General features: G+C 58.2%; 23 protein-coding genes. 3 read left to right on the plus strand and 20 right to left on the minus strand.

From position 1 onward, the window contains the following. Positions 1-8: 8 nt before the first annotated feature. The 3 genes from K4O48_RS13380 to K4O48_RS13390 form a co-directional block, all read right to left on the minus strand. Positions 9-611, minus strand: coding sequence for a DUF4823 domain-containing protein (locus K4O48_RS13380; protein WP_222908901.1), 603 nt, complete (start codon positions 609-611; stop codon positions 9-11). A 79-nt stretch (positions 612-690) separates the two neighbouring features. Next, the gene (locus tag K4O48_RS13385; RefSeq protein ID WP_222908903.1) at positions 691-1,581 is read right to left on the minus strand and encodes a radical SAM protein; all 891 of its coding nucleotides are present in this window, start codon (positions 1,579-1,581) and stop codon (positions 691-693) included. 51 nt (positions 1,582-1,632) lie between these two features. Continuing rightward, on the minus strand, positions 1,633-2,253 hold the full coding sequence (locus tag K4O48_RS13390; RefSeq protein WP_222908905.1) for a TetR/AcrR family transcriptional regulator: 621 nt from the start codon (positions 2,251-2,253) through the stop codon (positions 1,633-1,635). A gap of 71 nt (positions 2,254-2,324) precedes the next feature. On the opposite strand from K4O48_RS13390, the gene K4O48_RS13395 reads away from it, so the two are divergent. Then, complete coding sequence (locus K4O48_RS13395) at positions 2,325-3,458, plus strand: aminotransferase class V-fold PLP-dependent enzyme (RefSeq protein WP_222908906.1); 1,134 nt, start codon at positions 2,325-2,327, stop codon at positions 3,456-3,458. Positions 3,459-3,678: 220 nt separating this feature from the next. On the opposite strand, the gene K4O48_RS13400 is transcribed toward K4O48_RS13395, so the two are convergent. The 14 genes from K4O48_RS13400 to K4O48_RS13465 all read right to left on the minus strand — a co-directional run bounded on the left by K4O48_RS13400 (position 3,679) and on the right by K4O48_RS13465 (position 15,464). Continuing rightward, positions 3,679-5,076 (minus strand): amino acid permease, encoded by a 1,398-nt coding sequence (locus K4O48_RS13400; RefSeq protein WP_222908907.1) that lies wholly within the window; start codon positions 5,074-5,076, stop codon positions 3,679-3,681. Positions 5,077-5,250: 174 nt separating this feature from the next. After that, positions 5,251-6,048 carry a TatD family hydrolase gene (locus tag K4O48_RS13405; protein ID WP_222908908.1) on the minus strand — a complete coding sequence of 266 codons (798 nt, stop codon included), beginning with the start codon at positions 6,046-6,048 and terminating at the stop codon, positions 5,251-5,253. A gap of 131 nt (positions 6,049-6,179) precedes the next feature. After that, on the minus strand, positions 6,180-6,536 hold the full coding sequence (locus K4O48_RS13410) for a PilZ domain-containing protein (RefSeq protein WP_019342489.1): 357 nt from the start codon (positions 6,534-6,536) through the stop codon (positions 6,180-6,182). Between the two features lie 33 nt (positions 6,537-6,569). Next, the gene (locus K4O48_RS13415; RefSeq protein ID WP_222908909.1) at positions 6,570-7,559 is read right to left on the minus strand and encodes a DNA polymerase III subunit delta'; all 990 of its coding nucleotides are present in this window, start codon (positions 7,557-7,559) and stop codon (positions 6,570-6,572) included. Next, a complete protein-coding gene (tmk, locus tag K4O48_RS13420) occupies positions 7,552-8,184 on the minus strand; it encodes a dTMP kinase (RefSeq protein ID WP_222908910.1) in 633 nt (210 codons plus the stop codon). Before tmk ends, K4O48_RS13415 begins: the two co-directional genes overlap by 8 nt. Then, entirely contained in the window at positions 8,181-9,245 is a 1,065-nt protein-coding gene (gene mltG, locus K4O48_RS13425; RefSeq protein WP_222908911.1) for an endolytic transglycosylase MltG, read from the minus strand. The genes tmk and mltG overlap by 4 nt, the downstream gene beginning before the upstream one ends. Beyond that, complete coding sequence (gene pabC, locus K4O48_RS13430; RefSeq protein WP_222908912.1) at positions 9,242-10,057, minus strand: aminodeoxychorismate lyase; 816 nt, start codon at positions 10,055-10,057, stop codon at positions 9,242-9,244. Before pabC ends, mltG begins: the two co-directional genes overlap by 4 nt. A 2-nt stretch (positions 10,058-10,059) precedes the next feature. After that, a complete protein-coding gene (gene fabF, locus K4O48_RS13435) occupies positions 10,060-11,304 on the minus strand; it encodes a beta-ketoacyl-ACP synthase II (protein WP_222908913.1) in 1,245 nt (414 codons plus the stop codon). 177 nt (positions 11,305-11,481) lie between these two features. Next, positions 11,482-11,718 (minus strand): acyl carrier protein, encoded by a 237-nt coding sequence (gene acpP / locus K4O48_RS13440; RefSeq protein WP_003283670.1) that lies wholly within the window; start codon positions 11,716-11,718, stop codon positions 11,482-11,484. 191 nt (positions 11,719-11,909) lie between these two features. Then, the gene (gene fabG, locus K4O48_RS13445; RefSeq protein ID WP_222908914.1) at positions 11,910-12,653 is read right to left on the minus strand and encodes a 3-oxoacyl-ACP reductase FabG; all 744 of its coding nucleotides are present in this window, start codon (positions 12,651-12,653) and stop codon (positions 11,910-11,912) included. 15 nt (positions 12,654-12,668) lie between these two features. Further along, positions 12,669-13,607 carry an ACP S-malonyltransferase gene (fabD, locus tag K4O48_RS13450; RefSeq protein ID WP_222908915.1) on the minus strand — a complete coding sequence of 313 codons (939 nt, stop codon included), beginning with the start codon at positions 13,605-13,607 and terminating at the stop codon, positions 12,669-12,671. A gap of 60 nt (positions 13,608-13,667) precedes the next feature. Then, positions 13,668-14,738: a phosphate acyltransferase PlsX gene (gene plsX / locus K4O48_RS13455; protein WP_222908916.1), complete on the minus strand. Its 1,071-nt coding sequence runs from the start codon at positions 14,736-14,738 to the stop codon at positions 13,668-13,670. A gap of 3 nt (positions 14,739-14,741) precedes the next feature. Next, a complete protein-coding gene (gene rpmF / locus K4O48_RS13460; RefSeq protein ID WP_019342480.1) occupies positions 14,742-14,924 on the minus strand; it encodes a 50S ribosomal protein L32 in 183 nt (60 codons plus the stop codon). 12 nt (positions 14,925-14,936) lie between these two features. Continuing rightward, positions 14,937-15,464: a YceD family protein gene (locus K4O48_RS13465; protein ID WP_222908917.1), complete on the minus strand. Its 528-nt coding sequence runs from the start codon at positions 15,462-15,464 to the stop codon at positions 14,937-14,939. A 104-nt stretch (positions 15,465-15,568) separates the two neighbouring features. Here K4O48_RS13465 and K4O48_RS13470 point away from each other — a divergent pair, with 104 nt between their 5' ends. Next, positions 15,569-16,147, plus strand: a complete 579-nt coding sequence (locus tag K4O48_RS13470) for a Maf family protein (protein ID WP_222908918.1) — start codon at positions 15,569-15,571, stop codon at positions 16,145-16,147. Between the two features lie 13 nt (positions 16,148-16,160). Here K4O48_RS13470 and sppA read toward each other — a convergent pair whose 3' ends face one another. Genes sppA through rluC form a run of 3 tightly spaced genes read right to left on the minus strand, consistent with a single transcriptional unit; the run spans position 16,161 to position 18,769 of the window. Next, the gene (gene sppA / locus K4O48_RS13475; protein ID WP_222908919.1) at positions 16,161-17,144 is read right to left on the minus strand and encodes a signal peptide peptidase SppA; all 984 of its coding nucleotides are present in this window, start codon (positions 17,142-17,144) and stop codon (positions 16,161-16,163) included. After that, a complete protein-coding gene (locus K4O48_RS13480) occupies positions 17,134-17,823 on the minus strand; it encodes an HAD-IA family hydrolase (protein WP_222908920.1) in 690 nt (229 codons plus the stop codon). Before K4O48_RS13480 ends, sppA begins: the two co-directional genes overlap by 11 nt. Continuing rightward, the gene (gene rluC, locus K4O48_RS13485; protein ID WP_222908921.1) at positions 17,816-18,769 is read right to left on the minus strand and encodes a 23S rRNA pseudouridine(955/2504/2580) synthase RluC; all 954 of its coding nucleotides are present in this window, start codon (positions 18,767-18,769) and stop codon (positions 17,816-17,818) included. Before rluC ends, K4O48_RS13480 begins: the two co-directional genes overlap by 8 nt. Positions 18,770-19,320: 551 nt before the next feature. Here rluC and rne point away from each other — a divergent pair. Beyond that, positions 19,321-22,449, plus strand: coding sequence for a ribonuclease E (gene rne, locus K4O48_RS13490; protein WP_222908922.1), 3,129 nt, complete (start codon positions 19,321-19,323; stop codon positions 22,447-22,449). Positions 22,450-22,596: the final 147 nt, after the last annotated feature.

A 22,596-nucleotide genomic window follows, 5' to 3' on the forward strand; every position in this document is an offset into this window, starting at 1 on the left:
TGTGCTCCTCAACGGCTAAGGCCTGTCAGGCGCTGGGCATAGTTGCGCAAGGGCGGTCCTAGCAGCACCTGAGGCGTCGCGTCATATATATTCAGCAGCCCACCCCGGCTGCGGATTCTTGCTGTATCGACCAGATAGCGATTCCCGGTCTCGATCAGCATCAACTGAACCACGCTGGTATCGACGCCCAGACGATCAAGCGCTCGCTGATCGTTGAGCTCGTCGAAACTGCCGATGCGGTCGTCAGCAGCAGCAAACCGCGTATACAGCAAGTAATGGGCACCGATAGATGCCGCCTGGTTCAACGCTTCTTCCAACCCAGCCGGCTCCGGAGCGCGCCGTACGAGCGGAAAATACTCAACGAATCCCTTAAAAGCTTCTTCGGCCACCACGTTCGGCCTTGGATAGGCGTCACCGGGCGGGACGAAGTGGCCTTGGGCAATATAGATGAATGAATCTGGCTGTAACCGCCAGGAGGCGGACCTTACGGTCTCGCTGTGATCAAGAATGCCCACATCCCGCAACTGGTAGCGAGCGCCTTCGGCCATATCGCTTACCTTCATACACCCAGCCAGCACGAGAGCGGCCGCGATAAGGCTAAACGCTTTCATCTTCTGCTCCTACAACTGACGGAAAACCGACGAATAGCGAAGCAATGCAGCAAACACGCCAGTTGTGACCCAGGTTGACTCAAAGACCGCGCTGCCACTCTTGGCGCAACGGCGAGCCTTGCGGGTTCTCGATAGCGCGACGAATATATGCCAGCAATCCCGCCTTGTCCTGTCCAAGCACCCCTTTCAGTGCGAGGTAATTTGACGCATGGTCGCTGCGGAACACCGTGCTTTTCAACTCCAGTGATTCCAATAACATTTCGAGTTCGGCGAGTAGCGATTGCTGGTCGAGCGGCTCGAAATCCGTGAACCCTTCACGGAAGCGCCCATCCCCATCAGGAAAACTAACGACAAGTGTAGAAAGGTACTCCGGTTGTGTCTGGTTCATCAGCCGCGCTGAGTTCTGCGCGTGTTGCTTGCTGAGCGCCTCACCACCGAGACCGTTTAGAATCATCACCGAACGGGTGATGCCCGCTTGCTGAAGCTTGACTAGCGCGCTTCTCGTGGATTCGTAGGTCTCGCCTTTGTTAACGCGCGCCAAGACCTCGTCGTCACCTGACTCGGCACCGACATAGACCAATTTAAGTCCGGCATCGGCCAGCTCTTTCAGCTCGTCGACGGATTTCTTGCGCAGGTTTCGCGGCAGACAATAGCTCGCCACCCGCTCAACCTCCGGCATATGTTCACGAAGGTGGCGGAGTATCGTGAGCAGCCGATGGGTGGGTAGTACCAAAGCATCACCATCTGCCAGGAATACACGCTGAACGATAAGTCGTTCGCCGCATCGGCGTATTTCATCGAGCACCTCAGCTTCATCGCGGGCCCGAAATTTCTTCTGCGGCTGGGTATACATCTCGCAGAAGCGGCAGTTGTTCCAGGAACAGCCGTTGGTGACAGGGAGGATGAGCGAATTGGCTTCGCTCGGCGGACGGAATACCGGCTCGATATAGCGGATGGGAAAGGTGTCCATCGGGTGTGGCTCCTGTTCGCCAGGCAGCAATCGTCACCCAGCAGCGGGTGGCTAATCGCGCTTGCGCTTGTTGCCCATGCGCACGCCAATGTCCATCAGAAATTGGAAAAAACCTTCCTGATCTTCCAGGACGTTGCTCCAGAACGGCGAGTGATAAAGCGCTACTGCGCCGTGCACGAGCGCCCATGCTGCGCAATAGTGGAAGTACGGGGGCACGTCTTCCAGCTTGCCTTCGGAGATGCGCCCCTTGATCAACAGCGTCAGGTGCTCGAAGTTCGATGCGCGAATACGGTGAAGCTCTTCGACCATATCGGGAACCTGATTGCCTTTGACGACCTTTTCTTCAAGTCGATCGAACAGACGATAGCGCTGAGGATCGCGCATGCGAAACTCGAAATAGGCGCGCGACAACGCCTCTTTGTCTTGATCAAGACTGGGCGAATGCAAAATCTCGTTCAGATCCCGCTCGTAATCGAGCATGAGCCGGAGGTAAATCTCCGCTTTGGATTTGAAGTGCTTATAGATGGTGCCTTTGCCGATGCCGACCATGTCGGCGATCATCTCGACGGTAACGCTGTCCTCTCCCTGATCAAGAAACAGCTGGAGCGCGGTATCGAGAATCTCTTGCTCGCGACGGCGAAATTCGCGGACCTTCCGGGGTTCATTTTGCATATGAGGCTGCGGCGTGGAATTGAAGCAGATGATTATGCCTATCTAGTCAGAAAATGCACGGAACATTGCCCATGAGTACATTGAATGACGAATTCCCACAAATCGATGGATTGCGATACCTGAACCATGCAGCCGTTGCGCCATGGCCTCGTCGCGCGACCGAAGCAGTGGCCGCCTTCGCGCAGCAGAACATGACGCTCGGAGCCCGTGATTACCCCCAGTGGCTCGCGGTTGAAACCAGACTGAGGGCACGTTTAACGCGCATGCTAAATGCGCCGACATCAGCGGACATCGCGTTGGTCAAGAACACTTCCGAGGCGCTGTCTTTCGTGGCATTCGGTCTTGACTGGAAACCGGGCGACCAGATCGTTATCAGCGACGAAGAATTTCCATCCAACCGCGTCGTTTGGGAGGCCTTGCAACCCAATGGGGTGGAGGTGATCCAGGTCAGCCTCAAGGGCGACGACCCCGAAGGCGCGCTGCTAGCCGCCTGCGGACCAAAGGTGCGCCTGATGGCTATCAGTGCCGTTCAGTACGCCAGCGGCCTGCGCCTCGACCTGCGTCGGCTTGGGGAGGGATGCGAAGAACGCGGCGTGCTGTTGTGCATCGATGCCATTCAACAGCTTGGCGCAATGCCTTTTGATGTTCAGCAATACCGATGTGCATTCGCCATGGCCGATGGACACAAATGGCTGCTAGGACCCGAAGGACTCGGCGTGTTTTATTGTCGGAGCGATCTGCGGCCGACATTGAAGCTACATGAGTACGGCTGGCATATGCTTGAGCACGCCGGCGACTACGATCGGACCGACTGGCAACCAGCCCGCAGCGCACGTCGATTCGAGTGCGGGAGTCCAAACCTGCTTGGCGCGATGGCACTAGAAGCAAGTCTGTCGCTATTGGAAGAAGTCGGCATGACGGAGGTGGGCCAGGCACTGGCCCAACGCCTCGATCAGCTGCAAGAGGGACTATCGGCCATGCCTGGCGTCAGGCTGCTGAGCCCGACGGACCCGGTCCGACGAGCCGGCATCATGACATTCACACTAGACGGGGTGGATAACGCTGACTTGTTCGAGCGGCTCAAGGCCGAGCAGATCGTCTGCGCCCTCCGTGGCGGCGGCGTGAGGCTGTCACCTCACTTCTATACCCGACCAGACGTGATCGAACAAACATTGACCGTGATCCGTAGGTTGGTTGCAAAGTGAGCGATCAACCGCCGTCCAACTATTCCAAATCCGTTTTAAAAACGATGCGATTCTGCCGGCAGATTTGTCCATCCGGGCCAATACTTCAGGCACTGGCCGCGCAACCCCCCAATGCTCGGCCAGCTGAGGGAGCGAGGAACGTGACCTCATACTCCTAATGGTCTTGACCCGGCTCCTAGCGAGGCCGGGTTTTTTTTGCCCGCTGCTGAAGGCTGGTAAATCAGGCCTGACGAGTCCGCCGGCTAAACACACGGACCTGGAAACAAATCCAGATGAATAGCGCCCAGAACGGTATGGCTATGATCGAGGTGCGCAACCCGGGCATGGACAGCATGATCACCGCTATCAGCGCCACGAAGGCCAGACATAGGTAGTTACTGAACGGATACCAGAAGGCTTTGAATGAAGGCTCGACACGCTGCGCGGTCATCGCTTTGCGAAACTTGAGGTGCGCGAGACTGATCATCGCCCAGTTAATCAAAAGCGCCGCGACTACCAGCGACATGAGCAGCTCAAGCGCATTCTGAGGCAAGAGATAGTTGACCAGCACGCAGAGCATCGTCACCAGTGCCGACAGAGCGATTGCCAACACAGGCACCCCGCGGCGGTTAACCGACATCAGCACCTTAGGTGCATCGCCCTGCTCGGCCAAGCCATACAGCATCCGGCTGTTGCAATACACACCGCTGTTGTAAACCGATAGCGCTGCAGTCAACACCACGAAGTTGAGAATGTGCGCTGCGGTATCGCTACCAATCAGCGAAAAGATCTGCACGAACGGGCTACCGCTGTACGGGTCACCGGCGGCACCGAGGGTCGCCAGCAAGCTGTCCCAGGGATACAAGGCAAGCAGGACGCTCAGCGCACCGATGTAGAAAATAAGTATGCGGTAAACCACCTGGTTGATCGCCTTCGGAATCACGGTTTTCGGGTCTGCCGCTTCGGCGGCAGTGATTCCTACCAGTTCAAGTCCGCCAAAGGAAAACATGATGATTGCGAGCGCCATCACCATGCCGCTGATGCCATTGGGGAAAAAACCACCATGGCTCCAGAGGTTACTGAAGCTGGCCTGGTCTCCCCCCTTTCCGCTCAAGAGCAGATACAGCCCCAGCGCAATCATCCCGATGATGGCGCCAACCTTGATGATGGCGAACCAGAACTCGGTCTCACCGAAGGTCTTTACGTTCACCAAATTGATGAGATTAATTAACACGAAAAAGGACGCCGCGGTCACCCACGTCGGCACGTCAGGCCACCAGAATTGTACGTACTTGCCCACCGCCGTGAGCTCAGCCATCCCCACCAAGACATAGAGTACCCAGTAGTTCCAACCAGAGAGAAAACCCGCATAAGGTGCCCAATATTTATGGGCAAAATGGCTGAAAGACCCGGCGACCGGCTCTTCGACAATCATTTCTCCAAGCTGGCGCATGATCAGGAAGGCGATCAGCCCGCCGATGGCATAGCCGAGGATCATCGACGGGCCTGCACTGCGAAGCACGCCAGCAGACCCGAGGAAAAGGCCAGTGCCGATAGCGCCCCCTAGCGCGATTAACTGGATGTGCCGATTTTTCAGACCGCGCTGAAGCGGCCCGGTATGCAGTGTCTCGCTGGACATGCGTCACCCTATTGGTCTGCAGCTAGGAAGCGATACGGCGAATAGGATCTGTGAATGATCGAAGCCGAGCTATCTCATCGCGCATACGTGCTGGCTTTTAAGCATCTAGACGTAAGGCGGCGCGGATTGTACACGGCATCACGCGATGGCGCTTAGCACGTGCCTGCTAACCCGTCAGATGCACGTGTCACTCGCGACCCGGGCCAGCGGAAATAACCGCTTGAAGTTGTCGGTGGTCAGCTCTGCAAAGGTGTCAAAGTCGACCCCTCGCAGATCCGCCAGGAATTCAGCGACTTCTCGCACGTATTGCGGCAGGTTCGGCTTACCCCTGTAAGGAATCGGAGCCAGATACGGGGAATCCGTTTCGACCAGAAGCCGGTCCGCCGGCACTCGGCGGGCTACATCCCGAAGGGCTTCAGCATTGCGGAAGGTCACGATGCCAGAGAGTGAAATGTAATAACCGAGATCCAGCGCGGCCTTGGCCATCTCCCAGTCTTCGGTGAAGCAATGCAGTACGCCAGCCTGGGGCAACGCCGCTTCGCGAAGCAGGCCCAGGGTATCGGCTCGGGCCGCACGGGTATGCACGATTACTGGCTTACCACTGAGTCGGGCTGCATCCAGATGCAGACGGAAGGACCGCTGCTGCAGCTCGGCCGCTTCGGGCTCGTAGTGATAGTCGAGACCGGTCTCGCCGATCGCCACAACCCCAGGGGCTTCCAGCTCGCGCAGCAACCAGTCCAGCGCGGGCTCGGCACCAGGCGCGAGGTCCAGTGGATGCACTCCTACTGAACAATCGACGTCTACATAACGCTTCGCAAGCGCCTTTACCGCAGCGGTGTTGTCTGCACTGACTCCAATGCACAGGAAATGCCCAACGCCCCGCTGACGCGCAGCATCAAGCGCAGCATCGAGGGAGCCATCGTGCAGAGCGAGATCGAGACGATCAAGATGGCAATGCGAGTCGACCAGCATAAAAGTACCTGTACCGAAAACCGACCATTGTAGAGCAAAAAAACAGCCGCTCGGGCGGCTTCAGGTCAGTGCGGTGTGGGTGACAATGTTTGGCGAAGCTGAAGTCCAGCGGAAGATGCCGACAGGCCGACCTACATCGTGTGGGTTGGCCGATCAGATTTCATGGCGCCTGCCAGATAGGTTTCGATCTTGTTGCGAGCAGTCGAGTCACCTTCATTGAACTGCACTCCAACGCCGGCAGCTCGGTTGCCCTGCGCGCCCTTGGGCGTGATCCAGACGACCTTGCCGGCAACTGGAATCTTTTCCGGCTCGTCCATCAGACTCAGCAGCATGAAGACTTCATCGCCGAGCTTGTAGCTCTTGTTCGTGGGAATGAACAACCCACCATGCTTGATAAAGGGCATGAACGCTGCGTAAAGCACCGATTTGTCCTTGATGGTCAAGGACAAAATACCGTTACGCGGACCAAGGTTTGCAGGCAGGCTCATGCGGTATTCCTAACAACAGTTTCAAAGTGGAGTCTAGCTTGACCCGGGCAAGCTTGCCCACTGCACCAGGAGCGCTTCGAGAAGCAAGACACGGTTGAGGTTCGCTTTGCCCAAGACCTTCTGCCGATGAGCCAACAGCCAATCCTGCAGTTGAAGCAATTTAGCAGGGGACGTTTTCTGGGCCAGGTATTGAATCACCTTCCGCATATCGGCGGCACCCAGCCCTTCTTCATCACCAGTCATCTGGTAACGCAGTATCAGATGCGCCCACTCGCAGAACCAATCGAACAGCAGAATCAGCGACACTGAATTCCACGCTTCTGCCAGCTGACTGGGGGATTGCTGCCGCTTCAGAAGCTTTTTTATGCCCTCGACCACCTGAACGCGCATATCCAACACGCCGTCGTCGTGCAACTTAAGAGCTGCCAGCGGCGAACTGGCCGCGAGGGTCAGCAATTCCTCGCGCTGATCTGCCGGTAAGTCCGGAAGTCGTGAGGCGAGCCACTCCAGGCTCTGCTCACGACCAGGCAAAGGACAGCGTTGCTGTACACAGCGGCTCTTGATCGTTGGTAGCAGCCGGCTTGGCTGATGGCTGATCAACAGCAATACGGTATCGCCCGCTGGCTCTTCGAGGCTTTTCAAGAGCGCGTTTGCAGCGTTCAGATTCATCGCCTCGGCAGGTTCAAGCAGAACGACTTTACGTCCGCCGAGTTGTGCAGTCTGGGTAACAAACCCAACCAGCTGGCGGACCTGATCGACACGAATGGCCTTGTCAACTTCCTCGGGCTCGAGAATGTAATGATCCGGGTGCGTATGGGCTGCCAGCAACTTGCAGCCTTTGCAATGACCGCAGGCACCACTAGGATCAGGTTGCTGACACAGCAGAAGCGCCATGAGCTGTTCGGCCAGCGCGCGCTTGCCAATGCCCGCGGGGCCGTGCAACAGATAGGCATGGGCGTGCTGACGGCGACCTGCCAGCAACCGCCAAAGATCGGTCTGCCATGGGAGAATGCGCTCAGCCAAGCGCACGCTCCAATAACTCGGGTAGCAGGCCGTCCAAGTCCTGTTGCACCGCGGACAGCGACCGGCCCGCATCGATCACTCGATAGCGCTCAGGAGCGTGTTTGGCCCGCTCAAGATAGGCGCTGCGCACAGACTCAAAGAATGTCAGCCCTTCCTGCTCGAACCGATCGAGACGCCCCCGTGCAGCAGCACGGCTTAGCCCCACTTCGACAGGCAGGTCGAAGATCAGCGTGAGGTCCGGCCGCATCTCGCCTTGAACGAAATGCTCAAGCTGCTCGATACGCTGATAGGACAGGCCCCGCCCCCCGCCTTGATAGGCATACGTGGCATCAGTGAAGCGATCACAGATCACTACAGCGCCCCGAGCCAGCGCGGGTCGGATGATCCGCGCAAGGTGTTGCGCACGCGCCGCGAACACGAGCAGCAACTCAGCATCACTGCTCATCGGTTCGTCGGTGGGCGCTAACAGTATTTCTCGAATGCGCTCTGCGAGCGGCGTTCCGCCGGGTTCGCGGGTCAGTACAACTTCAAGACCGCGCCCGCGAAGCCGCTGGGCGAGGTGCTCACGATTGGTGCTCTTGCCCGCGCCTTCGGGGCCCTCCAGGGTGATGAAGAATCCTTTCACTGGGTGTTCTCGATGGGCGTAGCCGGGACTTTCGCCGGGCTGGAGCGATAGTCAGCGCGGCGCTTGAGCTGGTACTCCCGCACCGCACGATTGTGCTCGGTCAGCGAATCACTGAACACATGGCTGCCATCACCGCGAGCCACGAAGTAGAGGCTTTTGCCATCGACCGGATGCAATGCCGCGTGAATGGCTTCGCGGCCGACCATCGCGATAGGCGTTGGCGGCAGACCTCCGTTTGTATACGTGTTGTACGGCGTCGGCCTGCGTAGATCGCTGCGGGTGATACGCCCCGTGTATCGCTCGCCCATCCCGTATATGACTGTCGGATCCGTTTGCAATAGCATGCCCCGTTCCAACCGGCGGACAAAGACGCCCGCAATTTCGCCGCGCTCCGATGGCACACCGGTTTCCTTCTCGATGATCGAGGCCATGATCAGCGCTTCGTAGGGCTCACGGTATGGCAATCCCTCACTGCGCTGTTGCCACTCCTCAGCCAGAACGGCCTCCAGGCGAGAAAAGGCTCGCTGCAATAACTCGAGATCGGTCACGCCCCGGGTAAAACTGTAGGTGTCAGGAAAGAAGCGGCCTTCCGGATGCAGCGCCGGATGACCGACTCGAGCCATGACCTCTCTATCCGTGAGATCCCCAAGTGTTTGTTTGATCGTAGGCGTAGCCGCCAGCGCCGAGCGGACCTGGCGGAAGTTCCAGCCCTCGACGATGGTCAGGGTGTATTGAACAACCTCGCCACGCTGCCATAGGCCGATGAGCTCGCCTGCCGACATTTCTGGGCGCAGCTGATATTCGCCGCTGTGCAGAGTTTGGTCAGGAAGATTCAGTCGCCAGTGCAACCGCAACCAGAACGAGTCGCTCAGCAGCCCATCTCGCTCGAGACGCTGGAACAGGCCGCTGGGCGTATCCCCGGGTTTGACTTCCAGCGTCTGCGCTTCGCTGAGCTGCAACGGCTGCTCCAATACGGCATGGAGTTTCCAAGCGCCCAAACCGAGCGCCAGCATAGCGACGAGTAAGGCCGCTATCAGCGCAAAAGACAGTTTTCGAATCACGTATTTCTCGTCAGATCAGCAATCAGGCGTTGGAGTTTACGTGTGAGCTGCCCGACCGGCCAGACGCTGGCCTCGAACTGCCGCACAGGCCAGATGCCATATAGGCTATTGCAGACGAACACCTCATCGGCGCAAAACAGCTGTTCGAGCGAAACATCGGCGACCTGGGTCGGTATCCCCACCTGGCGGGCCAGCTCAAGAAGCTCAGCGCGCGTGACGCCTGCCACACCGCATCGGTGCACAGAAGGCGTCAGCAATGTGCCGGATTGCACAAAAAAGAGGTTACTGAAAACGGCCTCGATGACGCGCCCCGAGGTGTCGCGCATCAGGCCTTCGGCGAAGGCGGGGTCTTGCCATTCAGCCCGCGCTAATACCTGTTCCAACCGGTTGAGATGTTTCAGCCCAGCCAGAGCGGGCTGCTCGGCGAGACGGGTCGCACATGAATACAGGCGTATTCCGGTGTCGGCGTGTTCCGCTGGATAGTCTGGCAACGGCGAGCCGAGTAGAACTGTTCGTGGTTGGCAGGATGGCAACGGGGCATAGCCACGCGTGCCGTCGCCACGCGTCAGGATCAGCTTGGCTACGCCGGTCCCCAGCTCTGCCGAAAAGGCCTCAATCTGTGATCGGGTAACCGCCATATCATAGGGAATCGCCAAGCGCTGACAGCCCAGAGCAAGACGATCCAAATGGCGATTCAATAATGCCGGATGGCCGCCGGCAACCTTGATGGTTTCGAACAACCCGTCGCCGTACGCAAATCCGCGATCGTGAACGGACAACCCATAGGTAGGCTGCCCGTCTACCCAGCTCAACGTCACTCGGCGAACCGGCGGAAGACCAGCGATCCGTTGGTGCCACCAAAACCAAAGGAGTTGGAAACGGCGACGTCGATCTTTCTTGGCTTGGCTTCATGAGGTACGAAGTCCAAATCGCAGCCGTCGCCCGGCTCATCAAGATTGATGGTCGGAGGCGCTACTTGATCGCGAAGCGCCAGCACGCTGAAGATGGCCTCGACAGCCCCGGCAGCACCTAGCAAGTGGCCAACCATGGACTTGGTTGAGCTGACCGACAGCGCATATGCATGGTCACCGAACACTGTTTTGATTGCGGCAGCTTCGGCCTTATCGCCGGCTGGCGTCGACGTACCATGAGCATTGATGTAATCGACCTGCGCGGCATCTATGCCGGCATCAACGATCGCGTTACGAATACAGCGAGCGGCACCTGCCCCGTCATCCGGTGGTGAGGTCATATGGAACGCATCTGCACTCATTCCGAAGCCGATCAGCTCGGCATAGATCTTTGCGCCGCGAGCCTTGGCATGCTCAAGTTCCTCTAATACCAGTGCGCCCGCGCCGTCGGACAATACAAAGCCATCCCGATCTTTGTCCCACGGCCGGCTTGCTGCGGCCGGGTCATCATTGCGAGTCGACAGCGCTCTGGCCGCAGCGAACCCACCAATTCCGAGACCGCTCGCCGCCATTTCCGAGCCGCCCGCGACCATAACGTCCGCTTCGCCATAGGCAATGTTCCGTGCCGCCATGCCGATGCAGTGGGTGCCCGTCGTACAGGCGGTCGCTATTGCGTAGTTGGGGCCTTGCAGCCCTAGATGGATCGACAAGAAACCCGACACCATGTTGATAATCGAGCCGGGCACAAAAAAGGGCGAAATTCTTCGTGGCCCTTGCTCAATCAACGCCTTGCAACTGTTCTCTATATTGGTCAGACCACCAATACCAGACCCCATGGCGACACCGATGCGCTCGCGATTAGCATCAGTAATCTCCAAGCCAGAGTCGCGTACCGCCTGGAAACTGGCGGCCAGACCATACTGGATAAACAGGTCAAGCTTGCGTGCTTCTTTCGCGGGCAAGTACTGCTCGACATCGAAATTCTTGACCGATCCGCCAAAGCGAGTGGAATAAGCCGAAAGGTCCATGTGTTCTATCAGGCCGATACCACTGCGGCCGGCGAGAATCCCCTGCCAGCTGCTTGGCACATCGTTACCCAGCGGCGAGAGCATGCCCATACCGGTAATTACGACGCGTCTACGCGACACAGCAATTCTCCTTGCATTCATTCGACTCGCCCTGTTCCGCTAGCATTTGCAACGGAAAGAGAGCCGCCTTCACAGAAGTCGGCCACAGGCACGACCAGCTGCATTCAACTAACTCAAACAAAAGCCGCACTGCCCTTTCGAGGCAGTGCGGCTTACTGGTTCGAAGCAGACTACGACTTACTGCGCGTGCGCGTTGATGTAATCGATAGCTTCTTGAACAGTGGTGATCTTCTCGGCTTGCTCGTCGGGGATTTCGGTCTCGAATTCCTCTTCCAGTGCCATCACCAGCTCAACGGTGTCAAGGGAGTCGGCACCCAAGTCTTCGACGAAGGAAGCGCTGTTGGTGACTTCCTCTTCTTTGACGCCAAGTTGCTCGGCAACGATTTTCTTGACGCGTTCTTCGATGGTGCTCATACCTTGTTTTCACTCCTATGGAAAAATCAGGCAGCTGGTCTGCGCGGTAGTGTATAGAAAGCGATTTCCGCATTTCAAGCTGAAAGCGGGCAAGCATGAACCTGCTTTCAACCATCTGTCTATAAACAAACCGCAGTTTTATAACGAAACTAATCAGCCGTTATGACTGCATACATGCGTTGGGCGTCACATTAGCTCATGTACATACCGCCGTTCACCGGGACAGTAGCCCCGGTGACATAGGCGGCGCCGTCAGAAGCTAGGAAGGCGACGACCTTGGCAATCTCTTCCGCCTGACCGAGGCGACCTAATGGAATCTGCCCCAGCAATGCGTCACGCTGAGCTTCTGGCAGCTCACGCGTCATATCCGTATCTATGAAGCCCGGCGCCACGGCATTGACCGTGATACCGCGCGAACCGACCTCACGCGCCAGCGCTCGGCTGAAGCCTTCGAGGCCGGCTTTGGCCGCGGCGTAGTTTACCTGTCCGGCGTTACCCATGGCACCCACCACGGAACCGATACTGATGATTCTCCCCCAACGGGCTTTGGTCATGCCACGCAGAACACCCTTGGTCAGACGATAAAGGCTGCTGAGATTGGTATTGATCACCTCGTGCCACTCGTCGTCTTTCATTCGCAACATCAGGTTGTCCCGGGTGATACCCGCGTTATTGACCAGAATAGCGGGCTGACCGAGATGCTGCTGAATATGCTCCAACGTGGTGGCTACGGACTCGTCATTGGTGACGTCCAATACCAGCCCGACACCTTCTATGCCGTTCTCTTTGAGCGTCTCGGCGATGCGCTCAGCCCCTGAAGAAGAAGTCGCCGTGCCGATCACAATGGCACCCTGACGACCAAGCTCAAGCGCGATGGCCTGACCGATTCCACGACTGGCGCCTGTTACAAGCGCGACCTTGCCTTGCAGATTCATACATTTTCTCCTTGTTCAGATCACTGCGCCACGGGTGGCCGCGAAACCTTCGGGGGTATCCAGATTGTAGGTATTGAGGCCTTTGACGCAGCGCTTGTTAAGACCAGAAAGCACCTTGCCAGGACCGCACTCGATCAGATCGGTCACACCATGCTTACTCAACACGACAATGCTTTCGACCCAGCGAACCGGGCTATAAAGCTGAGCCAGCAGGTCGCGCTTAAGCGAATCGAGACCCGAAACGATCGCAGCACTGACATTCTGCACCAACGGGATCTCAGGAGCCTGCCAGGCAGCGTCCGTCACGGCAGCGGCAAACCGCTCAGCCGCCGAGCGCATCAGATCACAATGAGAAGGCACACTGACCGGCAGCGGCATGGCGCGCTTGGCACCCTTGGACTTGCAGATCTCAATGGCTCGCTCGACCGCCGCAGCATTGCCCGCAATCACGACCTGACCTGGTGCGTTGAAGTTGACCGCGCTCACGACCTCACCCTGCGCCGCCTCGCCACAGGCTGCCAAAACATCGGCATCCTCGAGACCCAAAATCGCGGCCATACCGCCGGTGCCGGCCGGAACGGCCTGCTGCATCAGCTGACCACGGAGCTCGACCAGCTTCACCGCATCGGCAAACGGAAGGCTACCTGCAGCCACCAGCGCCGAATATTCGCCCAGACTGTGACCCGCAACGAAGGCCGGCTTCGCACCGCCTTCAGCCAACCACAAACGCCACAAGGCAATCGAAGCGGTCAGAATCGCCGGCTGAGTCCTATCGGTCTGATTCAGCTGATCTTCTGGGCCTTGCTGACAAAGTGCCCATAGATCGTAACCCAGTACAGACGAGGCTTCGGCAAAGGTATCGATGATCAACGATTGCTGGGCGCCATGCTCGGCCAGCATGCCGAGAGCCTGGGAGCCCTGGCCTGGAAAGACGAATGCAAGTGATGCGGACATGAAACGGCTCTCTTGTGGTTGTTCGTCAGGAAAGAATACCCGCTAGGGCGCAACGAATTGTCAGTTGGATGGCGATCCACCCGGTGCAGTCACATCACCAGGGTCGTTTGTGGACCGATCGGTCACAAGTAGGTGCTCGAGACGGTTGCGCAGTTGCGCCGGCAGATTGCGCTCCACATCCTGGGCAGCGCGGCGTATAGCCGACCGAAAACCCTCAGCCCCCGCGCCACCATGGCTTTTCACGACAATCCCTTGCAGCCCAAGGAAACTGGCACCGTTGTACTGAGCGGGGCGCAGGTCCGCACGCAACTGACGCAGCAACGGCAGGGCCAGCGCGCCGACCAGGCGTGAAATCAATGAGCGGCGGAAAAGCAGCTCGACACGCTGGGCAACCATATGCGCCAAGCCTTCGCTGGACTTGAGCAGGATATTGCCAACAAAGCCATCGCATACCGCCACATCCGTTTCGCCACGGAATAGCCCGTCACCCTCGATGAACCCTTGATAGTTGATACAGCCAGCTTGTTGTAAAAGCCCGGCTGCTGCCTTGACCTGCTGATTACCCTTAATATCTTCGGTGCCTATATTCAGCAACGAGACGCGCGGCTGCTCAATGCCGAGACTCTGCGCCGCAACTGACCCCATTACCGCGAATTGATAGAGCTGCTCGGCAGTGCAGTCCACGTTGGCGCCTAGGTCAAGCAACAGGCACGCACCACCAAGCGTAGGAATCGCAGTCACCATCGCCGGCCGATCCACCCCAGGCAACGTTTTCAGCACCTGGCGAGCAAGCGCCATCAGCGCGCCAGTATTCCCGGCGCTGACGCACGCCTGCGCCTGCCCATCACGCACCATTTCCAGCGCAACGCGCATGGACGAGCGCGGCTTGGTGCGCAATGCCTGTGCGGGGCGTTCATCCATACCGATCACCTCATCGGCATGGACAATCGTCAGACGAGCGCGATCCACAGCTGGATGCCGAGCGATGATTTCTTCTAGTAAGGAGGATTGGCCAACCAAGGCCAGATGCAGCGAGGGGATTTCAGCCAGACATTGGACACTGGCCGGAACAACGCAGTGGGGACCGAAGTCCCCACCCATTGCATCGATCGCTATGATCGGAGCGGACAAGATTTACTCGTCAGCGCCCTTATCGATCACTTTACGACCACGGTAAAAACCTTCCGGGGAAACATGATGCCGCAGGTGAACTTCACCAGTGCTCTTTTCCACGGACAGGGCATTCGGCTCGAGCGCGTCGTGCGAACGACGCATGTCACGGGCGGAACGGGATTTTTTGTTCTGCTGAACAGCCATTGGGATCAACTCCTAAACGTTTGGGTCACGCTTTAACTGAGCCAGTACGCTGAACGGGTTGGACCGCGATACCTCGTCCTCACTCGGCTCGGGCTCATCAGGCCCAGCCGGCGGCTGGCAAACTTCTTGGTCATGGAGTGGAACAATCGGAAGAGCGAGCAAGAGCTCCTCTTCAACCAGCGCCAGCAGATCCAGAGGATCCTCTCCCACTTCCAGCACGTCATAGCCCTTGGGCAGGTGCTGGCTGCTCGAACCCTCATTCACCACGGCATAGTCGCACTCGCTGTGAATAGGCAGAACAACCGGCTCCAGACAACGCTGGCAAATCATTGTGACTTCAACATCCAGCTCACTGTGAATGACCACAGTGCGCTGCTCGTCGCGCCCAAATTCAAAACTGGCGCGCACCACACCTTTGTCGTCCTCGAGAGGATCGACGAGCCGCTTCAGCTCAGACAAGGGCAGCTCACCCTTCAGGGCGGCCGCTCGGTCGGCGAGCTTGCGCGGGTCAACGTGCGGAGGTATCGGTCCTTTCAACATAAGCGCGGCATTCTAGGGATGCGCCTCTCGACTGTCAAAGGAATTCAACCGCACAATCAAGCTCTGCCAGCCAGCAATTTAGCACCTATATAAAAGGAAGAAACATGCGCCGCCTACTTCTCGCATCAAGCTCCTCATATCGACGCGAACTGCTTTCGCGACTGCAATTGAGGTTCGATTGCTGCGCACCAGAAATAGACGAAACTGCGCTTGAGGGAGAGCTGCCGGAGCAGCTGGTTCGCCGGTTAGCCTGCGAGAAGGCTCAGGCGTTGACCATGCACTATCCGAATCACCTGATCATTGGCTCTGATCAGGTTGCCGTGCTCGAGCACGATATTCTTGGAAAACCCCATACATTTGAGCGAGCACAAGAGCAACTGCGGGCCTGTAGCGGGAAGAGCGCGACATTCCTAACCGGGCTCGCACTACTCGATAGCCGAACCGGATATGTCCAGGTTGACTGCATCCCTTTTACCGTTCATTTCCGGGCCATCAACGACCAACAGATCGAACGCTATTTGCAGGCCGAACAACCTTTCGATTGTGCAGGCAGCTTCAAAGCGGAAGGCTTAGGGGTCAGCCTATTCCGCTCAACCGAAGGCGTCGATGTCACCAGCCTGATCGGACTGCCACTAATCCGGTTGGTCGAGATGCTCAACCGGGCTGGCGTTGAAGTACCTTGATGGCAACGAAGATCTAGCGCAGCTGCGGGCCCTGAAAGCCCATCCACATGGCAAGCTGCGAACCCACGCTCGCCCCTAGCCTTTTAGTAAACCGATCTAGAGCGGAGTCTTTGACGGTGAAATCAACCAGCTCTTCCTCTTTGATGACTTCTCGTGCGACGTAGCTCGCGCTGCCCAGCCCATCAATCAGGCCCAGCTCAAGCGCCTGCTCTCCAGACCAAATAAGCCCCGAAAACAACTCGGGGTGTTCCTCGACCTGTAGCCGGTCACCACGCCCCTGCTTGACGCTATCGATGAATTGCCGATGCGTGGTTGCAAGGACGCTACGCCAGAACTCCGTTTCTTCGGGTTTTTCAGGCTGGAACGGATCAAGAAATGCCTTGTGCTCGCCCGAGGTATAGACCCGCCGCTCCACGCCAACCTTTTGCATCGTCTCGACGAACCCGAAAGTGGCGGCGGTGACCCCAATCGAGCCGACCAGACTGGACTTATCGGCATAAATCGCATCCGCTGCGCTGGCAATATAATAAGCGCCAGATGCACCCAGATCAGTAATAACCGCATAGACCTTTACGGCTGGATATTCGCCACGAAGCCGTCGGATTTCATCATAAATATATCCCGACTGGACCGGACTGCCGCCCGGACTGTTTATCCGCAGCACCACTCCTTTGGTGTTGGAATCTTCGAAAGCGGCCCGAAGCGCCCCGACAATGTTGTCCGCGCTCGCTGCCTCTTCATCGGCAATCATCCCTCTAACATTGATGACGGCGGTATGGCTGTCGCCTTCAGCCTTGCCGTCACCCATACGCAGCAAAGGCGAGAACATCAGTAGCGCACCGAAGAGATAGATAAAGGTAAGCAGCTTAAAAAATATGCCCCAACGCCTAGCTCGTCTCTGCTCCTGCACACCAGCAAGCAGGGTCTTTTCCAACAGTTTCCAACTGTTGCGATCGTCCTTCCCCTCGCCCGCGGGCGCCTTCCATTCATCCGACATGCGCAACCACCTCAGCGAGTGAATCAGTGGAGCACAGCCAGTCACCGAGCTCCGAAATATGTTTAATGGCCAAACACGGCATGCAAGCTTGCAAGACTTCGAGGGGCTGAGCGCCGTACGTAACCGCAACGCTGTCCACGCCAGCTCGCCGCGCCATCTCGAGATCGAACACAGAATCCCCGATCATGAGGGCCCGCTCTGGACCAACCCCGCAATGCGCCAGAATCTCATGAATCATTTGTGGATTAGGCTTGCTCAAGGTCTCATCTGCGCAGCGGGTCACATCAAAGAAATCACCCCATCCGTGCCCCGCGAGCACTCGATCCAAACCGCGCCTCCCCTTACCGGTCGCCACGGCAAGAAAGTACCCATGACCACGGAACGCCCGCAACGCCTCAGCCACGCCCGGATAGAGCACTGACGGCTCAGCTTCAAGCGAAAGATAATGGTCTGCATAGGCTCGACGAAACGCCTCCACCGTACGCTCATCACTAACCTCGGGGTACAGAGCAGCAATCGCTTCAGGCAAACCGAGCCCAATAATGCCTTTAATGGACGCTTCATCAAGCGCCGGTAATTCGCAATCAGCAGCGGCAAACAATATTGATTCAACGATATGTCCAATCGAATCCACCAGGGTTCCATCCCAGTCGAAGATCAATAGTTCGTATTTATTCACCAAGCCTCTCCAGCGTCCGCGCCCAGAGATCGTCGACCGGCGCCTCCAGTTTCAGCTCACCCCCATCAGGCAAAGGCACCGTGAGCGCATAGGCGTGCAGAAATAGCCGCTTGCCGCCAAGATCACGAATGACGCCGGTGAATTCTTCATCGCCGTACTTGCTGTCACCGGCGATGCTATGCCCAGCGTGCTTTGCGTGCACACGGATCTGATGTGTGCGTCCAGTTACAGGTTTAGCCTCCACTAGGGTAGCGAAGTCGCCAAAACGGCGCAGAACACGAAACAGCGTCAGCGCATCCTTGCCCGCCTCAGTGACCTCCACCATCCGCTCGCCCGATCGCAACGTATTTTTCAACAGCGGAGCATTCACCTGCTTCTTGCCAGCCTCCCAACGACCGCGCACAAGCGCCATGTATCGCTTGTCTACCCCATCGCCACGAAGCGCCTCGTGCAAATGGCGAAGCATGCTGCGTTTCTTTGCAATCATCAGCAGTCCGGACGTGTCCCGATCCAGGCGATGCACCAACTCGAGCTCCTTGGCGTCTGGACGCAGCTGGCGCAGCGCCTCGATGACACCGAAGCTGAGTCCACTGCCGCCATGTACCGCAATACCAGCAGGCTTGTTCAACACGACAAGCGCCTTGTCTTCGTAGACGATCGCCGTTTCCAGGCGCTCGAGAAGACCTTGCGCCACCGGGACCACCTCGTCTCGCTCGGGCAACCGAAGCGGCGGCACACGCACCACATCGCCGGCCTGGAGCTTGTACTCGGGCTTGATTCGCCCCTTGTTCACTCGCACTTCGCCTTTGCGCAAGATGCGGTAAATCAAGGTCTTGGGCACACCCTTGAGTTGAGTACGGAGAAAGTTATCGATGCGCTGGCCGGCAAGCTCCGGCGAGACCTCGAGCATTTGCACGCCGGAGGTCTGAGAGGGGGTATTGGTCATGCGCGGATGATATCAATTTTCCCTTATTTGAAGCACTTAAACATTGCTGTTATAGTCCAGGCGCCGCCAAAAGCGGACAGGTTGGGGAATGCCAGCGAAACCGCCATTCCCGACCCAGCAATGTTTGAGGACGTGAGGCCGTCCAACGGAGCTTTTCTCAAGTAGCACAAGTTCCGAAACAAGCCTTGAAGACATGATGCGTGCCCCCGATGGGGAATCGCGATAATCGATAACCCGCTCCCGGATTCTGTGAGCGGCACCCGATTTTCAAAGTATGAGTGTTGGGTGGAGATGTACAGCCATCGGATTGCGTAGCAAAGGCTTTCATAGACGCTTCATTCCGTCCGCTACCGGTGACTGATTCCTCCTCCCGAACCATTGCTTCTGTTCCGACAGCAAGCAGGAGACGTCGTCGCGACGCCGGCCCCAAATGGCCGCACATCGCTGGACACTGGAGTGCTTTACAACCATTCCTGACTCACCTGACACCGACCGCGAGAGTCGTGTGTGCCGAACGCCGTTTCCGCTGCCTTGGAAACCGACGGTACTACATGAAAAGAATGCTAATTAACGCAACTCAGCCCGAAGAGTTGCGTGTCGCACTGGTCGACGGCCAACGCCTGTTCGATCTGGATATCGAATCCGGCGCCCGCGAACAGAAAAAAGCCAACATCTACAAAGGCAAGATCACCCGCGTCGAGCCCAGCCTCGAGGCCGCCTTTGTCGACTTCGGTGCAGACCGCCATGGTTTTCTTCCTCTCAAGGAGATTTCCCGCGAGTACTTCAAAAAATCGCCTGAAGGTCGCGTCAATATCAAGGACGTCCTGAGCGAAGGCCAGGAAGTCATCGTCCAGGTTGAGAAAGAAGAGCGCGGCAACAAGGGTGCGGCGCTGACCACCTTTATCAGCCTGGCTGGCCGCTATCTCGTGCTGATGCCGAACAACCCACGCGCAGGCGGCATCTCCCGTCGCATCGAAGGCGAAGAACGTAACGAGCTGCGCGAAGCGCTAAACGGTCTCAACGTTCCCGCCGACATGGGCCTGATCGTCCGGACTGCCGGCCTCGGCCGCTCCAGCGAAGAAATGCAATGGGACCTGGATTACCTCCTACAGCTATGGAGCGCAGTCAAGGAAGCCTCGCAGGACCGCCCCGCCCCCTTCCTGATTTACCAAGAATCCAATGTCATTATCCGCGCCATCCGCGACTACCTGCGCCAGGACATCGGCGAGGTACTGATCGATAGCGTCGAAGCACAAGACGAAGCCCTGTCCTTCATCCAGCAGGTGATGCCGCAGTACGCCAGCAAGATCAAGCTGTACGAAGACAGCGTGCCGCTGTTCAACCGCTTCCAGATTGAGAGCCAGATCGAGACCGCTTTCCAACGTGAAGTGAAGTTGCCGTCCGGCGGTTCTATCGTTATCGATCCGACCGAGGCACTGGTGTCCATCGACATCAACTCGGCGCGTGCGACCAAGGGCGGCGACATCGAAGAAACCGCCCTTCAGACCAACCTCGAAGCGGCCGAGGAAATTGCCCGCCAGCTGCGCCTGCGCGACATCGGCGGCCTGATTGTTATCGACTTCATCGACATGACGCCGGCTAAGAACCAGCGCGCCGTTGAAGAAAAAGTTCGCGAAGCACTCGAAGCCGACCGGGCTCGCATTCAAGTCGGTCGTATTTCGCGCTTCGGCCTGCTGGAGATGTCCCGCCAACGCCTGCGCCCATCGCTCGGCGAAACCAGCGGTATCGTCTGCCCGCGCTGCAACGGTCAAGGAATCATTCGCGATGTCGAATCACTGTCGCTGGCCATCCTGCGCCTGATCGAAGAAGAAGCCCTCAAGGACCGCACCGCCGAGGTCCGCGCCCGCGTGCCGTTCCAGGTTGCCGCCTTCCTTCTCAATGAAAAGCGCAACGCTATCACCAAAATCGAGCTGCGCAGCCGCGCGCGCATCTTCATCCTGCCGGACGATCATCTTGAGACGCCGCACTTCGAAGTGCAGCGTCTGCGCGATGACAGCCCGGAAATCATCGCCGGTCAGGCCAGTTATGAAATGAGCCCAACCGAGGTCGAGGAAGCTCAACCAGTCAGCTCAACGCGCACCCTGGTCCGCCAGGAAGCTGCGGTGAAAACTGCACCGCAGCGTACTGCACCCGCACCAGCACCCACCGCCGCGCCTATTGAAGCCGCCGCACCGGCTTCGCAGGAGCCGAGCCTGTTCAAGGGTCTTGTCAAATCGCTGGTAGGTCTTTTTGCCGGCAAGCAGGAAGCACCTGCCGCTGAAGTCGAGAAGAAACCCGCCGCTAGCAGCCGACCACAACGCAACGATGAACGCCGTAGCGGGCGCCAGCAAAACCGTCGTCGCGATTCGCGTAACAACCGCGACGAAGAACGCAAGCCTCGCGAAGAGCGCGCTCCTCGGGAAGACCGTCAGCCTCGCGAAGAACGCCAGACACGCCCGCCACGCGAAGAACGCAAGCCACGTGAAGCTCGAGAACCGCGCGAGTCCCGCGAGCCGGTAGAAGTCAGCGAAATCACTGCGCAGGCACCACAGCAACCGCGTCGCGAGCGCAGTCCGCGCGAAGACCGTCAGCCGCGTGAAGAGCGTAAGCGGGAGCTGCGCGCGCCACTCGACGGCTCCGCGCAGACCACACCAGACATGGCGGCCAGCGAAGAAAGCGCTGAGCGCAAGCCACGTCCGCCTCGTGAAGAGCGAAAGCCACGGGCAGAGCAAGCGGTAACTGCGGACGAGCCGCAGAACGAAATCGAAGACTCCGCCCAGGAAGAACAACAGGAGTCGAGCGAAGGCAGCGAGCGCCCACGTCGTCGCTCCCGCGGCCAGCGTCGCCGCAGCAATCGCCGTGATCGTCAACGCGATGCCAATGGCAACGAGATTGATAGCGAAGCCGAGCCAGACACTGTCGAAGTCAGCGAAAGTAATGCGCCAGTGAAGTCGGAGCAGGTCGCCATTGCCGCGACTGCCGCCGCCCTTGCGGCTAACACGGCAGATACCGACTCGCCACCCATCGCGACGCAAGCCGAAGTAGAGGCGACGCCAGAGGTACCAGCAGCAGCGGCGGCCATAGAGAGTACTGAAGCCGAAAACAAGCCAGCCGAAGACGACACAGCACAGCCAAGCGAAGCTGCTACCCCAGCTGCAGAGCCAGCCGCTGCGCCTGCCGTGTCTGACGCCGAGCAACCTCAGCCGGCACGCAATGAGCCCGAGGCCTCCGAAGCTGTAATCGAACCTGCCGCCGAGCAGCAAGCTCCGACGCCGATCGAGCCCGTAGCAGCGCCGATGACAGCGAGCGGTCGCGCACCGAACGACCCACGCGAGGTTCGCCGTCGCCGCCTGGAGCAGGAGCGCCTGGCCAAAGAAGCTGCCGAGGCAGAAGCGAAAGCTGCAGCACCCTCGGAACTCGCTAGTCCAGAGATTGTGGTAAGCGAAGTGCCTGTCGAGACAGCAGCCGAGCAACAGTCCGACGCAACCAACCGTAGCGAAGAGGTCGCGGCTGAAGTTACTCCACAGCCTGAACCGCTTTCCATCGAACGGATAGCTGAACCAGCCGTCGCGGCGACGGCCCAGCCCGAGGTGGAGCCAGTCACGCCCACCACCAAGGCTGAGCCGGAGATAACGGAAGAGACAACCGGGCAGCACGACGCGGACAAGCGTCAAAGCTGACAGGCACAGGAACAAAAAAAGGGATGCTTCGGCATCCCTTTTTTGTCCAGCGTATCCATCCTCAGCACAGCAGGAGAGTTAACGACGCGACGAGGCGCGGGCCCGACCGCCTGAACCAAATCGCATTGGATACGCAAATAAGCCGAC

Source organism: Pseudomonas sp. DNDY-54 (assembly GCF_019880365.1).
Lineage (GTDB): Bacteria > Pseudomonadota > Gammaproteobacteria > Pseudomonadales > Pseudomonadaceae > Stutzerimonas > Stutzerimonas stutzeri_P.